At 42.6% G+C, this 15528-nt stretch carries 13 protein-coding genes; 2 read left to right on the top strand and 11 right to left on the bottom strand.

All coding sequences use genetic code 11. The annotated features are described in order from the left end of the window. Positions 1 to 28: 28 nt before the first annotated feature. The 6 genes from C9414_RS05845 to zapA all read right to left on the bottom strand — a co-directional run bounded on the left by C9414_RS05845 (position 29) and on the right by zapA (position 6069). The gene (locus C9414_RS05845; protein WP_107163496.1) at positions 29 to 484 is read right to left on the bottom strand and encodes an immunity 63 family protein; all 456 of its coding nucleotides are present in this window, start codon (positions 482 to 484) and stop codon (positions 29 to 31) included. 161 nt (positions 485 to 645) lie between these two features. Continuing rightward, positions 646 to 1050 (bottom strand): DUF350 domain-containing protein, encoded by a 405-nt coding sequence (locus tag C9414_RS05840; RefSeq protein ID WP_008345990.1) that lies wholly within the window; start codon positions 1048 to 1050, stop codon positions 646 to 648. 14 nt (positions 1051 to 1064) lie between these two features. Continuing rightward, positions 1065 to 3422: an endonuclease MutS2 gene (locus C9414_RS05835; RefSeq protein ID WP_107163495.1), complete on the bottom strand. Its 2358-nt coding sequence runs from the start codon at positions 3420 to 3422 to the stop codon at positions 1065 to 1067. Positions 3423 to 3443: 21 nt separating this feature from the next. Beyond that, positions 3444 to 5156 (bottom strand): DNA polymerase/3'-5' exonuclease PolX, encoded by a 1713-nt coding sequence (polX, locus tag C9414_RS05830; protein WP_107163252.1) that lies wholly within the window; start codon positions 5154 to 5156, stop codon positions 3444 to 3446. 114 nt (positions 5157 to 5270) lie between these two features. Further along, on the bottom strand, positions 5271 to 5804 hold the full coding sequence (locus C9414_RS05825) for a CvpA family protein (RefSeq protein ID WP_024423226.1): 534 nt from the start codon (positions 5802 to 5804) through the stop codon (positions 5271 to 5273). A 7-nt stretch (positions 5805 to 5811) separates the two neighbouring features. After that, on the bottom strand, positions 5812 to 6069 hold the full coding sequence (zapA, locus tag C9414_RS05820) for a cell division protein ZapA (RefSeq protein WP_012010831.1): 258 nt from the start codon (positions 6067 to 6069) through the stop codon (positions 5812 to 5814). A 134-nt stretch (positions 6070 to 6203) separates the two neighbouring features. Here zapA and rnhC point away from each other — a divergent pair, with 134 nt between their 5' ends. Then, on the top strand, positions 6204 to 7127 hold the full coding sequence (gene rnhC, locus C9414_RS05815; protein ID WP_080967160.1) for a ribonuclease HIII: 924 nt from the start codon (positions 6204 to 6206) through the stop codon (positions 7125 to 7127). Between the two features lie 36 nt (positions 7128 to 7163). Here the strand turns inward: rnhC and pheT are convergent, their stop codons facing one another. The 3 genes from pheT to C9414_RS05800 form a co-directional block, all read right to left on the bottom strand. Continuing rightward, entirely contained in the window at positions 7164 to 9578 is a 2415-nt protein-coding gene (gene pheT / locus C9414_RS05810) for a phenylalanine--tRNA ligase subunit beta (protein WP_107163251.1), read from the bottom strand. A gap of 15 nt (positions 9579 to 9593) precedes the next feature. Then, the gene (gene pheS / locus C9414_RS05805) at positions 9594 to 10628 is read right to left on the bottom strand and encodes a phenylalanine--tRNA ligase subunit alpha (protein ID WP_047202641.1); all 1035 of its coding nucleotides are present in this window, start codon (positions 10626 to 10628) and stop codon (positions 9594 to 9596) included. 381 nt (positions 10629 to 11009) lie between these two features. After that, entirely contained in the window at positions 11010 to 11753 is a 744-nt protein-coding gene (locus C9414_RS05800; protein WP_107163250.1) for a TrmH family RNA methyltransferase, read from the bottom strand. 113 nt (positions 11754 to 11866) lie between these two features. Between C9414_RS05800 and sspI the strand changes: the two genes are divergently transcribed. After that, entirely contained in the window at positions 11867 to 12088 is a 222-nt protein-coding gene (sspI, locus tag C9414_RS05795; RefSeq protein ID WP_024425725.1) for a small acid-soluble spore protein SspI, read from the top strand. A gap of 42 nt (positions 12089 to 12130) precedes the next feature. Here the strand turns inward: sspI and cstA are convergent, their stop codons facing one another. Together cstA and C9414_RS05785 are read right to left on the bottom strand one after the other, a co-directional pair. Further along, positions 12131 to 13927 carry a carbon starvation protein CstA gene (gene cstA / locus C9414_RS05790; protein WP_039180524.1) on the bottom strand — a complete coding sequence of 599 codons (1797 nt, stop codon included), beginning with the start codon at positions 13925 to 13927 and terminating at the stop codon, positions 12131 to 12133. Positions 13928 to 14272: 345 nt separating this feature from the next. Continuing rightward, on the bottom strand, positions 14273 to 15361 hold the full coding sequence (locus tag C9414_RS05785; protein ID WP_047202643.1) for a M42 family metallopeptidase: 1089 nt from the start codon (positions 15359 to 15361) through the stop codon (positions 14273 to 14275). Positions 15362 to 15528: the final 167 nt, after the last annotated feature.

Below are 15528 nucleotides of genomic sequence, written 5' to 3'. Positions count from 1 at the left end.
TCAAATAGAGCTTGGTTCCATGACCTCTTTATTTCTTCGCTGGTGTTTCGATCGATGCTCTTTTTCCTTCATGATGCCACTGTTCATATAATCCGCCGATTGCACGGAATGACTCATTTACTCTCTCCACGATCTGTTGATGGATACTCGGATCATTAGGTAAATGCGTCTGGATGTTGTCGACTTGATACTGCCTCATCATGTCGATGTAAACTGTGAGAAAGATCGTGTCTTCTAAAATCCAGTAAATGACTTCATCCGCTTCTTTTGTTCTTTTATGCAGCATTTGGATTCCTCGTTCATATTGAATGAGAATATAGCCACTCGAATCGATTTGAACATAAGGGCTCAAATCATCAAAAAATCCAGTCGTTTGAAATGGACGTGCAATATAAGGTTCATATATGTCTCTTGGCAGGGAAGTCATTTGGAGACAAGTATCAATACGCTTTATGAGTTCGTCTTTTTGCAGAATTTGCTTCATGTGATTCGCCGCCTTTGATGAGATAAAAGCTGCCAAGGGACCCCTGACAGCTTTCTCACTTTGTCTTCTTCATTTCACAGGAACATGTAAACGGCACCAATGACCGCAAAAGTGCAGGCAACTATGATTAAAACTTTTGCTAGCTTTTCCATGTCGTCTCCTTAAATGCCGGCTGCTACTACGTAAGACAGCCCAACTGAAATAATGAGTGAAATAAACCCGACCGCTCTATTATCATTCTCAATCTCTTTGTCTACTTTAAATCGTGGTGTTAAAAATTCAAAAATGAAATAGCTGACAAGCAGCATCACAAAGCCGTATACGCCCCATCCAATCATTTGCAGAAGGGAATTGTGCTGTGCAATAGAATGCTGAAACACATTCGCAATCCCAAAGATCTTTCCGCCTGTTGCCATGGCAACAGCTAAGTTCCCACGCTGAATCTCTTCCCAGTTTTTATAGGAGGTGACGAGTTCAAAAATGGTTAGAAATAAGACAAGACATAGAACGGCCACGCTGTAATAGGCGGCAATTTCCACAAGTTCATTTTCCCAAAAGGCTTTCATGCGTTTTCTCCTTTTTACTTTAATTCGACGATGGTAACGCCTGATCCTCCCTCGCCTTGTTCCCCAAAACGAGCATTTTTCACACTTCGGTGCTGTTTCAGTAATTCCTGAACCCCTTTTCTAAGGGCGCCAGTTCCTTTTCCGTGAATGATCGACACACGGGGATAACCGGCTAAGACAGCATCATCTAAATATTTCTCGACTCTACTTAAGGCATTTTCATAACGCTCTCCTCTTAAGTCAAGCTCAAGCGATACATGATAGTCTTTTCCTTTGACTGCCGTAATGGCTTTCTCCTGCTTAAATTCTGGTGCTGATTTGATAAATTCCATGTCTTTTTCTTTTACTTTCATTTTCAGAATGCCCATTTGGACACTCCATTCTTTGTCACCTGTTTGTTCAAGCAGTGTTCCTTTTTGTCCGAAGGTGAGCACTTTCACTTCGTCGCCTGATTTTAGCTGTCTTGCTGCTTTTTTCACCGGCGCTGGCTTTTTCTTCCGGTCAAACTCAGGCACTGCTTCTTCAAGACGCTTTCTCGCATCAATGAGTTCATGCTCTTTGAATGAGCGATGCTCATTTTTTATCGACCTGAGCTCTTGAATGATGTCTTCTGCTTCTTTTGAGGCTTGTTCAATTTTTTCTGCCGCTTTTTGTTCAGCTTCTTCAAGCAGTTTGTCCTTTTGCTCATTCCATTCAAGAATTTGTCTCTGCAATTCTTTATGAAGCTTTTCTGCTTCTTTTCTATAGACTTCTGTCTCATGCAGCTCTTCTTCCGCTTGTTTCTTGCTGTCTTCTAATGAAGCAATCATTTGGTCTACTTCATTATGCTCGGCATGCATATCCGCTTTTGCCCGGTCAATGAGGTGATCTGGCAAACCAAGACGTTTAGAAATTTCAAATGCATTACTTCGTCCGGGCACACCGATGAGCAATCGGTACGTTGGTGATAAGGTTTCAATGTCGAACTCCACGCTCGCATTTGTGACACCTTCTCGGTTATATCCGTAAGCCTTCAGCTCAGGATAGTGAGTCGTTGCGATGACGCGTGCATTTGTTTGATGCACCTCATCTAAGATACTCATGGCCAGCGCGGCACCTTCAGCAGGGTCTGTTCCTGCCCCTAATTCATCAAATAATACGAGTGAGTTAGATGTCAAATTCTTTAAGATATCCACAATATTGACCATATGAGATGAGAACGTACTCAAGCTTTGCTCAATGGACTGTTCATCTCCAATATCAGCAAAGACTTGGTCGAATACAGCTACTTCCGAGCCTTCTTCAACTGGAATATGAAGGCCTGCCTGCGTCATCAGCGTCAAAAGACCAAGCGTTTTTAAAGTAACAGTCTTACCCCCTGTATTTGGTCCAGTAATGACGATGGTTGAAAAATCTTTACCGAGCTCAATGTCGTTTGCCACAACCTGATCACGAGGCAATAGAGGATGTCTTGCCCGTTTTAAATAAATTTCCCCTTGATCGTTCACAGCAGGCTTTGTGGCTTTTTCTGCCTTTGCATATTTGGCTTTAGCAAAAATAAAATCTAGCGTTTGAAGCTCCTTTACATTGTGAAGCAGTTCTTCAATGTGTTCTGACACACTCGCTGTCAGCATTTGCAGGATCTTTTCGACCTCTTGTTTTTCTTTTAAACGGGTTTGCTGCAAAGTGTTATTTAAATCCACGACCACTTGCGGCTCGATAAAAAGGGTTGCCCCAGATGATGACTGATCGTGAACAATTCCGCCGTAATTCGAACGGTACTCCTGCTTTACTGGAATCACGAACCGGTCATTACGAATGGTAACAATCGTGTCTGACAGCATTTTTGAAGCAGATTGTGAACGAATCATGGATTCTAATTTATCTCGAACTTTTGATTCTAATGAACGTAATTGCGTACGTATTGTTCGTAGCGCCGGAGTTGCATGATCAAGCACTTCTCCATTATCACCGATACAGCTTTCGATTTCTTTTCTGACTTCAGGCAGTAATATCAGCGTCTCTGCATATGTATGAAGGCGCGGTATATCTACACCATCTTCATACAGAGACGTGAGAAAGTGCTTCATATTTTTCGCAGTGTATAATAGCGCTGCAATTTCCATGAGCTCAGATGGGCTTAATGTACTGCCGATTTCTGCCCGTTTGACCCCGCGTCTAATATCCGTCAGCCCACCAAACGGCGCAGATCCCTTTAAGCGGATGATATCTTGTGCTTCTGCTACCTCTTCCAGCAAATGCTGAATGGTTTCGATATCCGTCAGCGGCGTTAAGTCCTGCGCTCTTTCTTTTCCTAATGAGGATGCGGTATAGGACATGACTTTTTCTTTTACTTTATGAAATTCTAATGATGCTAACACTTTTTGTTGCAGCATGGTCCAGCCTCCTAACGACTACCTGTCACGCGTTAAAAACTTTTTGATCTCGTTTAGAGAAAAAGTATTCACGACATTTGCTTTTGGTGTCCAGCCTTTTCTTGCAGCTGTTACACCAACTTCCATATGATCCAGCATGGCGATATTGTGTGCATCTGTATTGATCATGATGTTCACACCTACTTCGTTTGCTTTCATTAAATGCTCTGTTTTCAAATCAAGTCTTGACGGGTTGCTGTTGAGCTCTAGTGCAGTTCCCGTTTTCTTCGCAAGCTCTATGAGCTGATCTATATTTAAGGCATAGCCGTCTCGTCTGCCGATCAAACGGCCTGTTGGATGTGCAATTAAATCTACATGCTGATTCCGCAGGGCATTTTCAAGGCGCTCCATGATGACTTCCTCCGGCTGAGAAAAGCTAGAATGGATAGACGCAATCACAAAATCCATGTCTGCTAAAAAGTCATCATCATAATCTAATGATCCATCCGGGAGAATATCCATTTCGACCCCTTTGAAAATGTGAAAATGCTCGAATTCTTGATTGAGCTTGTCAATTTCTTTTGCTTGCAGACGTAAACGTTCTTTTGTTAAACCGTTTGCTACTTTTAAATATTGCGAGTGATCTGTAATCGCCATGTATTCATAGCCTTTTGCGATACATGCCTCTGCCATTTCACGAATAGAAAATGCGCCATCACTCCAAGTCGAGTGCATATGAAGGTCGCCTTTAATATCTTTTAGCTCGACAAATTGCATACTTTCTTTATACGTATCAATCTCCGCTCCGGTTTCACGAATTTCTGGCGGAATGAGCGGAAGTTGAAAATGCGCATAAAAAGCAGCCTCGTCTCCAAACGTTTTGACTTCTCCAGTTTCAATTGTTTCCACACCATATTCACTAATACGCTCACCGCGTTCCTTCGCCAGCTGACGCATTCGAATATTGTGGTCTTTTGAGCCAGTGAAATGATGCAGCGTTGTTGCAAATTGGTCTGTTGTCACAAGCCGGAAATCTACACTGATCTCAAAATCAAGGGCAAGAATGACAGATACCTTCGTATCACCGCTTGCGATGACGTCTTTGACATCTTGAAGTACAACGAGCTGCTCTCTGACTTGTTCAGGACTGTCAGTCGCGATGATATAATCTAAATCTTTGACGGTTTCCCGTGCACGTCTTAGACTGCCAGCTCTTGAAAAACGAAGAATCCCCTTCATCTGTTCAAGCGCATGATCAATCCGCTCTGCCACATCTAATGCAAAGCCAATTGGCAGTCGTTCTGGCTGTTTCCCAGCCTCCTCAAGAGCAGCGAGAATCTTTTCTTCGGTTTTTTTACCGAAGCCTGCAAGCGCTTGTACTTTTTCCGCTTCGCATGCTTCCTTTAACGACTGTGCATCATGGACACCAAGCTCTTGGTAAAGCTTAGCAATCTTCTTCCCGCCAAGTCCTTGCAACTTTAAGAGCGGGACAAGTCCTTCAGGAACTTCCTTTTTTAATTGTTCGAGTGTTTCTGATTGTCCTTTTTCGATATACTCTGTGATCACAGCAAAGGTTCCTTTTCCAATGCCGGGTAATGCTAATAGATCATCTATTTGCGAAAGGCTGCGGTCGTCTTGTTCCAGTGCCGCTGCTGCTTTACGAAAGGCAGAAATTTTAAAAGGATTATCTCCTTTAAGTTCCATATATACTGCAATTGTTTCAAGAAGTTTGATAATATCTTTTTTATTCATCTCTCATCCTCCAGCCGCTTTGGCATCTTCCTATATAAATATACAAACTTTCCCTTCATCCTACAACTTTCTGTCATGGAATGAGAAAAAACTTCTCCAGGAAAGGAGAAGTTTTTAAACTCCATACGTCGACCATAGGTCTTTGACAAGACCGGACAGGTAAGGGGTGTTGTTTACGATCACATCTGCTAACATTGATTTGCTCATCATTGTCTGCAGTGCATCTACTGGTAGTAATGCAGCGACAAACAATAGAATAAACACAAATAAATAGGTTTCAAGAAATCCTAACACACCGCCAAGCAGTTTGTTCACCTGTTTAATCACAGGTATACTTGCAATGGTTGTGAGCAATCCGCCAATGATGGCGAGCAGGATTTTGGTCAAGATAAACAGAATGATAAACGCAATGGTATTATAATAAGCTGTTTCTAGATTCCCACTAAAGAAAGCGAGCTGCGGTTGACCGCCGCTAAAATTAGGTGCCGGAATCCACGTAAGCTGTGGTGCAAGTGACTGATAAAACATGGAAGCCACTAAGATAGAAACAACAAAGCTGATCAATTTAATAAATTGAAGAATAAACCCGCGTTTTAGACCGACAAGCGTTCCCATAAGAAGCAAAAACAAAATGATGATATCGATCACGGTAATTTCATTCCTTTTCTTTTAGCTGAATCTCTAATTTTTCGTATTGCTCTTTTAATTTCAAGTAGTCGTGGACGACATTGACTGCTGTCAGTACAGCTAATTTGTTTATATCAAGGTATGGATTTTTTTCATTTATTTCTCTCATTTTATCATCAACAATTGACGCAACATGTCGCATATGCATCTTCGTTTCTTGTCCGATGATCGTATAGGACTGTCCGTAAATCTCAACTGTTGTTTTCGTTTTACCGCCGTCAGACAACGTTTCTCCTCCATTCCACGAGAATCCTAGTCTCTATCATAACATGTTTAGACATTGAATGGAAAGACGAGCCCTTCCCTGTTATGGTACACTTTAGAAATCAATGATATCAAGGTAAAAAGGAGTTATCCACTGTGCCCCAATCCGTTTTAAAAGCAACATCAGAAGACCTCAAAAAGATGAAGAGCGCGTATGCGCACCATTTAACAGACACTTTGCCGCCAGGTGCCCTTTTTCAAGCAAAAGTCCCTGGCTGTACGATTACAGCCTATCGATCCGGGAAAGTGCTCTTTCAAGGACAAAAGGCTGAAGCTGAAGCCAGTCAGTTCAGCCACTTGCAAGCAGCTGATACGAAAAGTCAAAAAGCACCTGCTGTTACAAAATACAGTCCGCCGCCCGGCATAGCTTCCATGTCGGTCATCGGTTCAGATGAAGTAGGGACAGGTGATTATTTTGGACCGATTACAGTCTGTGCGGCTTATGTTGATGCCAGCCAGCTTGCTTTAATGAAAGAGCTTGGCGTAAAAGACTCAAAAGGATTAAAGGACCCGCAAATTATTAACATTGCCAAAGATCTCATCAAAACCATTCCGTTCAGCCTTCTCGTTCTCCGAAATGAAAAGTACAATACGATGCAGGAAAAGGGCATGAGTCAAGGGAAAATGAAGGCACTGCTTCATAATCAAGTCATTACCTCTGTGCTAGAAAAACTGGGCGGGCAGCAGCCTGAGGCTATTTTGATTGACCAATTTGCAGAACCAGGCATTTATTTCAGGCATCTGGCTGGGAAAAAAATCATTCGGGAGCGGACGTATTTTAGTACAAAAGCAGAAGGCATCCATTTGTCAGTCGCTGCGGCTTCCATTATCGCAAGGTACGCCTTTTTAATTGAAATGGACAAATTATCAAAGGCTGCAGGCTTTGACATCCCAAAAGGAGCCGGCCCTCATGTAGACAAGGCCGCCGCCAAGCTCATCAAGCTACATGGTGAAGATGCTTTACGTCAATTTACAAAGCTGCATTTTGCCAACACACAAAAAGCGAAAAAAATGCTATAAAAAAAGCTAGGGCCCATGAGGCCTTAGCTTTTTTCTTTATCCGCGTAAGACGGCTTGATACGTATCTTCTAGTGCTTTCAATACTTTTGTATGAACAGCCGTCACTTCTTCCTCGGTCAACGTTTGTTCAGGGTTTAAATATTGAAGAGAGAATGCAACAGATTTTTTGCCTTCTTCCATATGTTCCCCTTCGTACACATCAAATACAGAGAGGTCTGTGAGTAGATGACCGCCTGCTTCATAGATGACTCGCTCCAGCTGTCCGCTTGAGATGTGCTGATCGACAACAAGTGCGATATCTCTTGTCACAGCAGGGAATCTCGGAATCGCTGTATATTTCATATCCTTCGTTTCAGATGTCATCACATCTGTTAAATCAAACTCGAACACATACGTTTCTTTTAAATCCAATTCTTTTTCAACAACTGGATGCAGTGCGGCAACAAAGCCAATGACTTTACCATTTAAGTGAACATCTGCTGTTCGCCCTGGGTGAAGGCCCTCACGCTCTGCTTGAACATATGTGATTTGGTCTGACACACCAAGCTTCTCGAACAACCCTTCAGCAATTCCTTTCGCTACATAAAAATCGACGGCTTTTTTCTCGCCCTGCCAAAGATTTTTATGCCATAAGCCTGTCAGCGCACCAGCGACATGTTCTTTTTCCACTGGTTTTGCTCCTTCAGCTTCTGCTAAGAAAACAGATCCCGTTTCATAAAATCCAAATGAATCAGCTTGTCTTGCCAAGTTATATGCTACAGAATCAAGTAAGTTTGGCAAAAGACTTTGTCTCAGCACACTGCGTTCCTCACTCATTGGCAGAGAAAGCCTCGTTTCATAAGCTGGATGCAGGGCAAAAGCTGTGGACTTATGCTGATTCGTCAATGAATACGTAATCGCTTGAGAAAGTCCTGCGCCCTCTAAGAAACGTCTTACCTTTCTGCGCTTCACTTGGTATGGTGTGAGACCGCCAACCGTGCCAGCTGTCGCTGGCAGTGTAGATGGAATATTATCGTAGCCGTATAATCTTGCGACTTCTTCAATGAGGTCTTCTTCAATCGTAATATCCATTCTGCGGGAAGGAACTGTTACGACAAGAACATCATTTGATTCGCCCACTGTGAAGCCTAGTTTGTTGAAAATCTGAATCATATCTTCTTTTGAAATGTTCATTCCAAGCACCTTGTTCACACGCTCAGTTGATACGTGGATGACATTCATACTTGCTTCAAGATGATTTTCCTCAACTGTACCGCTTAGCACTTCACCGCCTGCATACATGCTGATCAATTGAGCTGCTCTTTCTGCTGCCGGCTTCGTACGCTGAGGATCGAGTCCTTTTTCAAATCGTGTGCTTGATTCACTGCGAAGTCCTAAGTCTCTAGATGCTTGACGGACTGTTTGACCGTTGAAATATGCCGCTTCTAAAAGAATCGTCGTCGTCTCGTCACGCACCTCTGATTCAAAGCCGCCCATGACGCCTGCTACCGCGTGCGCTTTCGTTCCATTCGTAATGACAAGATGCTTTGATGATAATGTACGCTCTTGTTCATCGAGTGTTTGAATGATTTCGCTATCAGTCGCTTTACGAACGACCACCTGCTTTGAACCAAAGCGGTCATAGTCAAAGGCATGAAGCGGCTGGCCGTATTCAAGCAGTACAAAATTTGTAATATCCACGACGTTATTAATTGGACGAATGCCTGCATTCATCAATCTTGTTTGCATCCAAAGCGGTGCTGGTCCAACCTTTACATTTTTAATGATCTTTGCTGCATAAAGTGGATTCGCTTCTTGATCCTCAATTTTAACAGAAATATAGTCTGCTGCTTTTTCGGAAGAAGTGTCATGTGCTGTATCAGGAAGCTTGATGTCTCTTCCTAAAATGGCCGCAACCTCATAAGCGACACCTAGCATATTCAGGGCATCGGCACGGTTTGGTGTTAAGCCAAGCTCAAGTACTGCATCATCTAATTGAAGTGCTTGAAGGGCATCATCCCCTGGTTTCACGTCATTCGGGAAAACAAAAATACCTTCTGCATATTCTTTTGGTACAAGCTTGCTCTCTACGCCTAATTCTTGCAGAGAACAAATCATGCCATGAGACTCTTCACCGCGCAGTTTTGCTTTTTTAATTTTAAAGTTGCCAGGAAGGACTGCCCCAACTGTTGCGACGGCCACATGCTGTCCTTTCTCCACATTCGGAGCCCCGCAAATAATTTGCACCGGTGCGTCTTCGCCGATATCAACAAGACATTTGTTTAATTTATCTGCATTCGGATGCTGTTCACGTTCAATGACGTGTCCAACGACAACCCCTTTGATGCCTTCACCTTTATATTCAACGGCTTCCACTTCAATTCCGCTTCTTGTGATTTTTTCTGCTAATTCATCCGGCTTGATGCCTTCTAAATCGACATAGTCTTCTAACCATTTATATGAAACAAACATGTTGATTTCCTCCTCTTAGTCCTGCTTGAATTGCTTTGTGAATCTAATGTCATTTGTGTAGAAATGGCGAATATCATCAATGCCGTATTTCAGCATCGCAATCCGTTCCACACCCATTCCAAAAGCAAAGCCTTGGTAAGTTTCTGGATCAAATCCGCTCATTTTCAGGACATTCGGATGAACCATTCCTGCACCTAAAATCTCGATCCAGCCTGTTCCTTTACATACAGAGCAGCCCTTCCCGCCGCATTTAAAGCAAGACACATCGACTTCAACAGACGGTTCTGTGAATGGGAAAAAGCTTGGACGCAGTCTAATTTCACGATCTTCTCCAAACATTTTTCTTGCGACTGTCTCCAGCGTTCCTTTTAGATCACTCATGCTAATATTGTGATCGACGACAAGCCCTTCAATTTGCATAAATTGATGTGAATGAGTCGCGTCATCACTGTCACGTCTATATACTTTCCCAGGACAGATGATCTTCACAGGACCTTGTCCTTTATATTTCTCAAGTGTACGTGCTTGAACTGGTGATGTTTGTGTTCTCATCAGTGTATCTTCCGTAATATAGAAGCTGTCCTGCATATCACGTGCTGGATGCTCCTTTGGAAGATTCAATGCTTCAAAGTTATAGTAATCCGTTTCAACCTCAGGACCTTCTTCAACGGTATAGCCCATTCCGATAAATAAATCTTCAATGTCTTCGACAACTATCGTTAATGGATGTCTTGCCCCAATTTTAATTGGACTAGCCGGCAAAGTAACATCGATCGTTTGAGAAGCAAGTTTTTTCTTTACTTCTTCTGCTTCCAGCTGTTCATTTTTTTCAGCAATGGCACCAGCAATCTGCTCTCTTACTTCGTTTGCGAGTGCACCCATTTTTGGTCTTTCTTCCGCGGAGAGCTTGCCCATTCCGCGAAGTACTTCTGTAATCGGTCCTTTTTTCCCTAAATATTGAACCCGAATGTCATTGACCTCTTTGAGCGAGCTAGCTGCTTCAACCTTCGCTATCGCCTCTGTTTCAAGCTGTTTTAACGTTTCTTGCATGAGTGTAATCCTCCTTTTGATATACAAAACCGCTCGGATAAACGGCTGTTTGATCGTTTGAAGACAATAAAAAAACCCGTCCCTCCATAAAAGAAGGGACGAGTTGTGGTCGCGGTACCACCCTTGTTAAGCACAAATGCATGTGCGAATAAGCTTCATTGACATAACGGAATCAAACGAATCCGGTTCACCTTTACGCAAAGCAACGCCTGCGGTCCCGGTGACAACTCCAGAGGTGAATTCCTGTTTCAGCATTCCTTAAATGCACTTTCAGTCTACGATGCATTCTCCCTATAAGGCCGCTTCTTGAAACAATCTTCCTCTATCATGGTTTTTAAAATATTAGTTTTATTATAGTGAAAATGAACGCATGTTGCAACATTATCCACGCAAATGATAGACAAGAACAGCTGCTGCAACAGCTACATTTAATGATTCTGCCTGCCCATACATTGGTACATATAAATTTTGGTCTGTCATTTGCAGAATCTCTGGATCAATACCAGCTCCTTCATTTCCAACAATTAATGCAAATGGGCCTTCTGCCGTTACGCTTTTATACTCTTTCGCATCTTTTAAAGCACTGCCGTATACAGGTAAGCCTTGTTCTTTTAGTTCCATGATCGCCTGTTGAAGGGATTGCTTTAAGATAGGCAGGTGGAAATGAGACCCTTGTGCGGAACGGAGCGTTTTTCCGTTAAACGCATCAACTGTTCCTTCTCCTAAGATCACAGCATCAAGACCAGCGGCATCTGCTGTTCGAATGAGTGTGCCTAAATTCCCCGGGTCCTGCACTGCGTCTAATAAAAGAAGCCGTTCAACCTTCTTTTCTTCAAAAACAGGAACTGTACAGACCGCGGCAATGTGCTGAGGCGTTTCTGTTTCTGTCATGGCAGAAAAGGCCTCTTCGCTCAGTTCATAAAGCTCAATGTCAGGCTGGATATGAGAAGGAAGCCTATCGGGCGAAGTGACCATTAATTCCTTCACAATCCCACTCTTTAATGCTTCTTCGACTAAGTGTATTCCCTCAACGAGAAACAGCCCCGTTTTCGTTCGTTCTTTTTTCGTATGGAGCTTTTTCCACTGTTTAATGTTTGTGTTTTTAGCTGATTCTATATATTTCAAGCGACGTTAACTCCTTTAATTATCATGAATTTATTATATCTCATGCACACTACATAATAAACCTGTCTTTGAGACAGAATAGGGCTATTACCATCAAAAAAGGAGTGTGGGCAATGGATTTTAATTTAAGAGGCGCAGTCATTCAAAACATTACTGGCCATAATCAAGAACAGCTTGAACATACAATTTTAGATGCTATTCAAAGCGGCGAGGAAAAAATGCTGCCAGGTCTTGGCGTGTTGTTTGAGGTGCTTTGGCAAGAAGCATCAGAAAACGAAAAAAATGAGATCCTTGAAACATTAGAGCAAGGCTTAAAGCCTCAGCAGCAGCAATAAAAGAAGCCGGTTTGCTTATAAAAGCAAGCCGGCCTTTTTCATTTAGCCAGTGATAGGCGTTTCCATTCGAAGCGCTGGATCACGCCAGATTTCAACCCATTTTTTAATTGCAAACACAATAATCACAAACCCTAAGATCAGCATGATGATCGAAAGCACCGCATTCAGCACACTATAGCCGGATGCTTCAGGATTGAGATATACATTCGCTACCATCCAATAGCCTGCATAATTTACCGTCACATATAAGTAAGCAAGCGGAATTAAACAAGTCAGCATATAACGTCTTTTATCTGCAATTTTTAATACAACCGTTGCCCCAATGATCAACCCAACCGAAGCCATTAACTGGTTTGAAACCCCAAACAGCGCCCAAATAGACCCGATGTCACCTGAGTAAAGTAAGTATCCCCACATAAAACAAGCAAGCGCACTTGCAAACACCGAACCAGGTACCCAGTCAGTTCGTTTAAGCGGTTTATATGCTTCACCTAAGAAGTCTTGAATCAAATAGCGTGCCACACGTGTCCCCGCATCAATAGCGGTTAAAATAAAAACAGCCTCAAACATAATGACGAACTGGAAGAAGTAAGAAGCCAAATGACTAAAGAACGGAATTCCCGTAAAGATATACGCCATCCCTACCGCTAATGTTACGGCACCACCCGTTCTTCCTTCTAAATCAAGGCCGATTTCCTTACTCAGCTGCGGAAGGTTTTCAACGCTCATACCGAGTGTCCGGAACACTTCTGGCGTACTGTTTATCGCAAAATAATCTCCTGGATGCAGGGCCGTAGCCGCAATTAAAGCCATGATCCCGACTAAGCACTCGACCAGCATTGCGCCAAACGCAACAGGCTTCATATCACTCCAGCGGTCCAGCATCTTAGGTGTTGTCCCTGAACCAACAAATGCGTGGAAACCAGAAATGGCACCGCAAGCAATGGTAATCGAAATAAATGGCCAGACAGGACCAGCTAATACAGGTCCTCCTCCATTCACAAACTCTGTAAACGCCGGGAATTGAATGGACGGATTCACCACAAAAATTCCGGCAATCAGCGCAATGAATACACCAATTTTCATAAAACTACTTAAATAGTCCCTCGGTGCAAGCAGTAGCCAAACTGGCAGAGCCGCAGCAAAAAAGGCATAGATCGGCAGGGCAAGAGCAAGCGTTTTTGTATCAAGTGTTAAAAAATCACCTAGTGCCGTTCCTTGAATATTTGGACCAAGGAATACACCAAACATCAGCAAAATAAATCCCGCAGATGTCGCCAGCTTTAAATTGCCTGTTTTTTTATAATACAGACCAACCCCCATCGCAATCGGAATCGTGATTCCAACTGCAAATGTCCCCCAAGGGTTTCGTTCTAAAGCATGAAGCACAACCATAGACAAACCTGCCATTGTGATTGTAATAATAAACAGCATCGCAAGCCCTGTACAAAATCCTGCAACAGGTCCCAGCTCTTCCTTCGCTACCTCTGATAATGATTTCCCCTTTTTACGCATCGACGCAAATAAGACGACTAGATCATGTACAGCTCCGCCTATGACTGCACCAATTAAAAGCCAAAGGAGACCAGGTAAATACCCAAATTGAGCGGCTAAAATCGGACCCACTAACGGACCAGCAGCTGCAATCGCAGCAAAGTGATGCCCAAATGTGACCCATTTATTTGTCGGCACATAATCTTTCCCGTCCTCTAGTAGGTGAGCCGGTGTAGGATGATCATCTGTCACCTTTAATACCTTGACCATCATAAATGTGCCATAAAGACGATAGGCAATCGCTAAAATACACATAGATCCTATTACAATTGTAACCGCATTCATTTAACCATCCCCTTTGTATAAACAATTTGTTACAAATATAACATAAATTGATTGATTTTTCTTTCTTTTAAAACCAAGTTGACAAATAAGAATAATATGTTTATTCTTAAGGTACTTCACCTACTTCCATAAACTCTCTTTTGGCAGGGCATTCTATGGCTCTGTCCTTTTTATTGCTTTCATCTTACAAAAATAAACGCTTGATCACATGTGCCTTATTCACTAGGAAACATTCTCTTCTTTTACCAAAAACAGTTCTTTTGGCGCATCTTAATAAAACACCGTTCATTTCCTGGGAAATTCAATAAAAAAAGCCTTTCCCCTGCTGAGGAAAGGCTTCCTTACTTATGAACCGTACGTAATTTGTTCGACAGTTTTTTGATCAAGTCTTTTGATCACTTCTGTTAAAAGCTTCACTGCATTTTCATAATCATCTCGGTGAATCATTGCAGCATGGGTATGAATATATCTGCTCGGAATTCCGATAGATAGTGATGGAACACCATGACCCGTTAAATGAATACCGCCAGCATCTGTCCCGCCGCCAGGCATTGAGTCATATTGATAAGGAATGTTCAGCTCATCCGCTGTTTGGACAACAAAATCACGAAGTCCTTTATGAGAGACCATTGAAGCATCAAATACAACAATCGTTGGTCCTTTGCCAAGTTTGCTTGTTGCTTCTTTCTCAGTGATGCCTGGTGTATCTCCTGCCACACCTACATCAATGGCAAATCCAATATCAGGCTGAATTGTAGCCGCTGCTGTTTTGGCTCCGCGCAGGCCTACTTCCTCTTGGACAGTTGCGACGCTGTAAGCAATATTCTCATGCTGAGCGTTGTGTAAGTTTTTCATGACATCAATGGCCACGGCACATCCAATGCGGTTGTCCCATGCTTTTGCAAGGAGCATTTTTTCATCATTCATGACTGTAAACTCAAAGTAAGGAACGATTTGATCTCCAGGCAGCACACCCCACTCCATTGCCTGTTCTTTGCTTGATGCCCCAATATCAATAAACATATCCGTAATCTCAATTGACTTTTTGCGAGCTTCAGGTGACAAGACGTGTGGTGGTTTAGAACCAATGATCCCTGTAATCTCTCCCTTTTTCGTCACAATGGTGACACGCTGAGCGAGCATGACCTGTGACCACCAGCCGCCGACTGTTTGAAAACGAATGTAGCCTTTGTCATCAATTTTTGTCACCATGAACCCTACTTCATCTAAGTGACCTGCGAGCATAATTTTAGGCCCGTTTGCGTTTCCTTCCTTTTTAGCGATCAAGCTGCCAAGGCGGTCTGTAGAGACTTCATCTGCATATGATTCTATGTATGTCTGCATGACTTTTTTGACATCACGTTCATTTCCTGGGATCCCTTTTGCATCCGTTAGGTCTTTCAGCATAGTTAATGTTTGATCTAGCTTTGTCATTCCATTTATCCTCCTTTATCTTCATGGTGCATTCTTATTATACAAAACCTCTTTCGTTCAATACGATCTTTTTATGAATATTTTTTCGTTTTACGAAATATTTTTTTAAAAAAAGTTGAAACCTTTTGGCGTTTTCATTCGTAGTACATCAGATAACGGTATTGGAG

The sequence above is a fragment of the Bacillus sp. Nf3 genome, from assembly GCF_003028545.1.
GTDB classification, from domain to species: Bacteria; Bacillota; Bacilli; order Bacillales; family Bacillaceae; genus Bacillus; species Bacillus safensis.
This window is presented reverse-complemented; position numbering and strand designations above follow the sequence as displayed.

Excerpts from the sequence above, each read along its gene's own strand:
- cstA (WP_039180524.1), bottom strand. The coding sequence starts at position 13,927 with ATGAATGCGGTTACAATTGTAATAGGATCTATGTGTATTTTAGCGATT.
- sspI (WP_024425725.1), top strand. The coding sequence starts at position 11,867 with ATGGATTTTAATTTAAGAGGCGCAGTCATTCAAAACATTACTGGCCAT.
- C9414_RS05845 (WP_107163496.1), bottom strand. The coding sequence starts at position 484 with ATGAAGCAAATTCTGCAAAAAGACGAACTCATAAAGCGTATTGATACT.
- C9414_RS05840 (WP_008345990.1), bottom strand. The coding sequence starts at position 1,050 with ATGAAAGCCTTTTGGGAAAATGAACTTGTGGAAATTGCCGCCTATTAC.
- pheT (WP_107163251.1), bottom strand. The coding sequence starts at position 9,578 with ATGTTTGTTTCATATAAATGGTTAGAAGACTATGTCGATTTAGAAGGC.
- C9414_RS05785 (WP_047202643.1), bottom strand. The coding sequence starts at position 15,361 with ATGACAAAGCTAGATCAAACATTAACTATGCTGAAAGACCTAACGGAT.
- polX (WP_107163252.1), bottom strand. The coding sequence starts at position 5,156 with ATGAATAAAAAAGATATTATCAAACTTCTTGAAACAATTGCAGTATAT.
- pheS (WP_047202641.1), bottom strand. The coding sequence starts at position 10,628 with ATGCAAGAAACGTTAAAACAGCTTGAAACAGAGGCGATAGCGAAGGTT.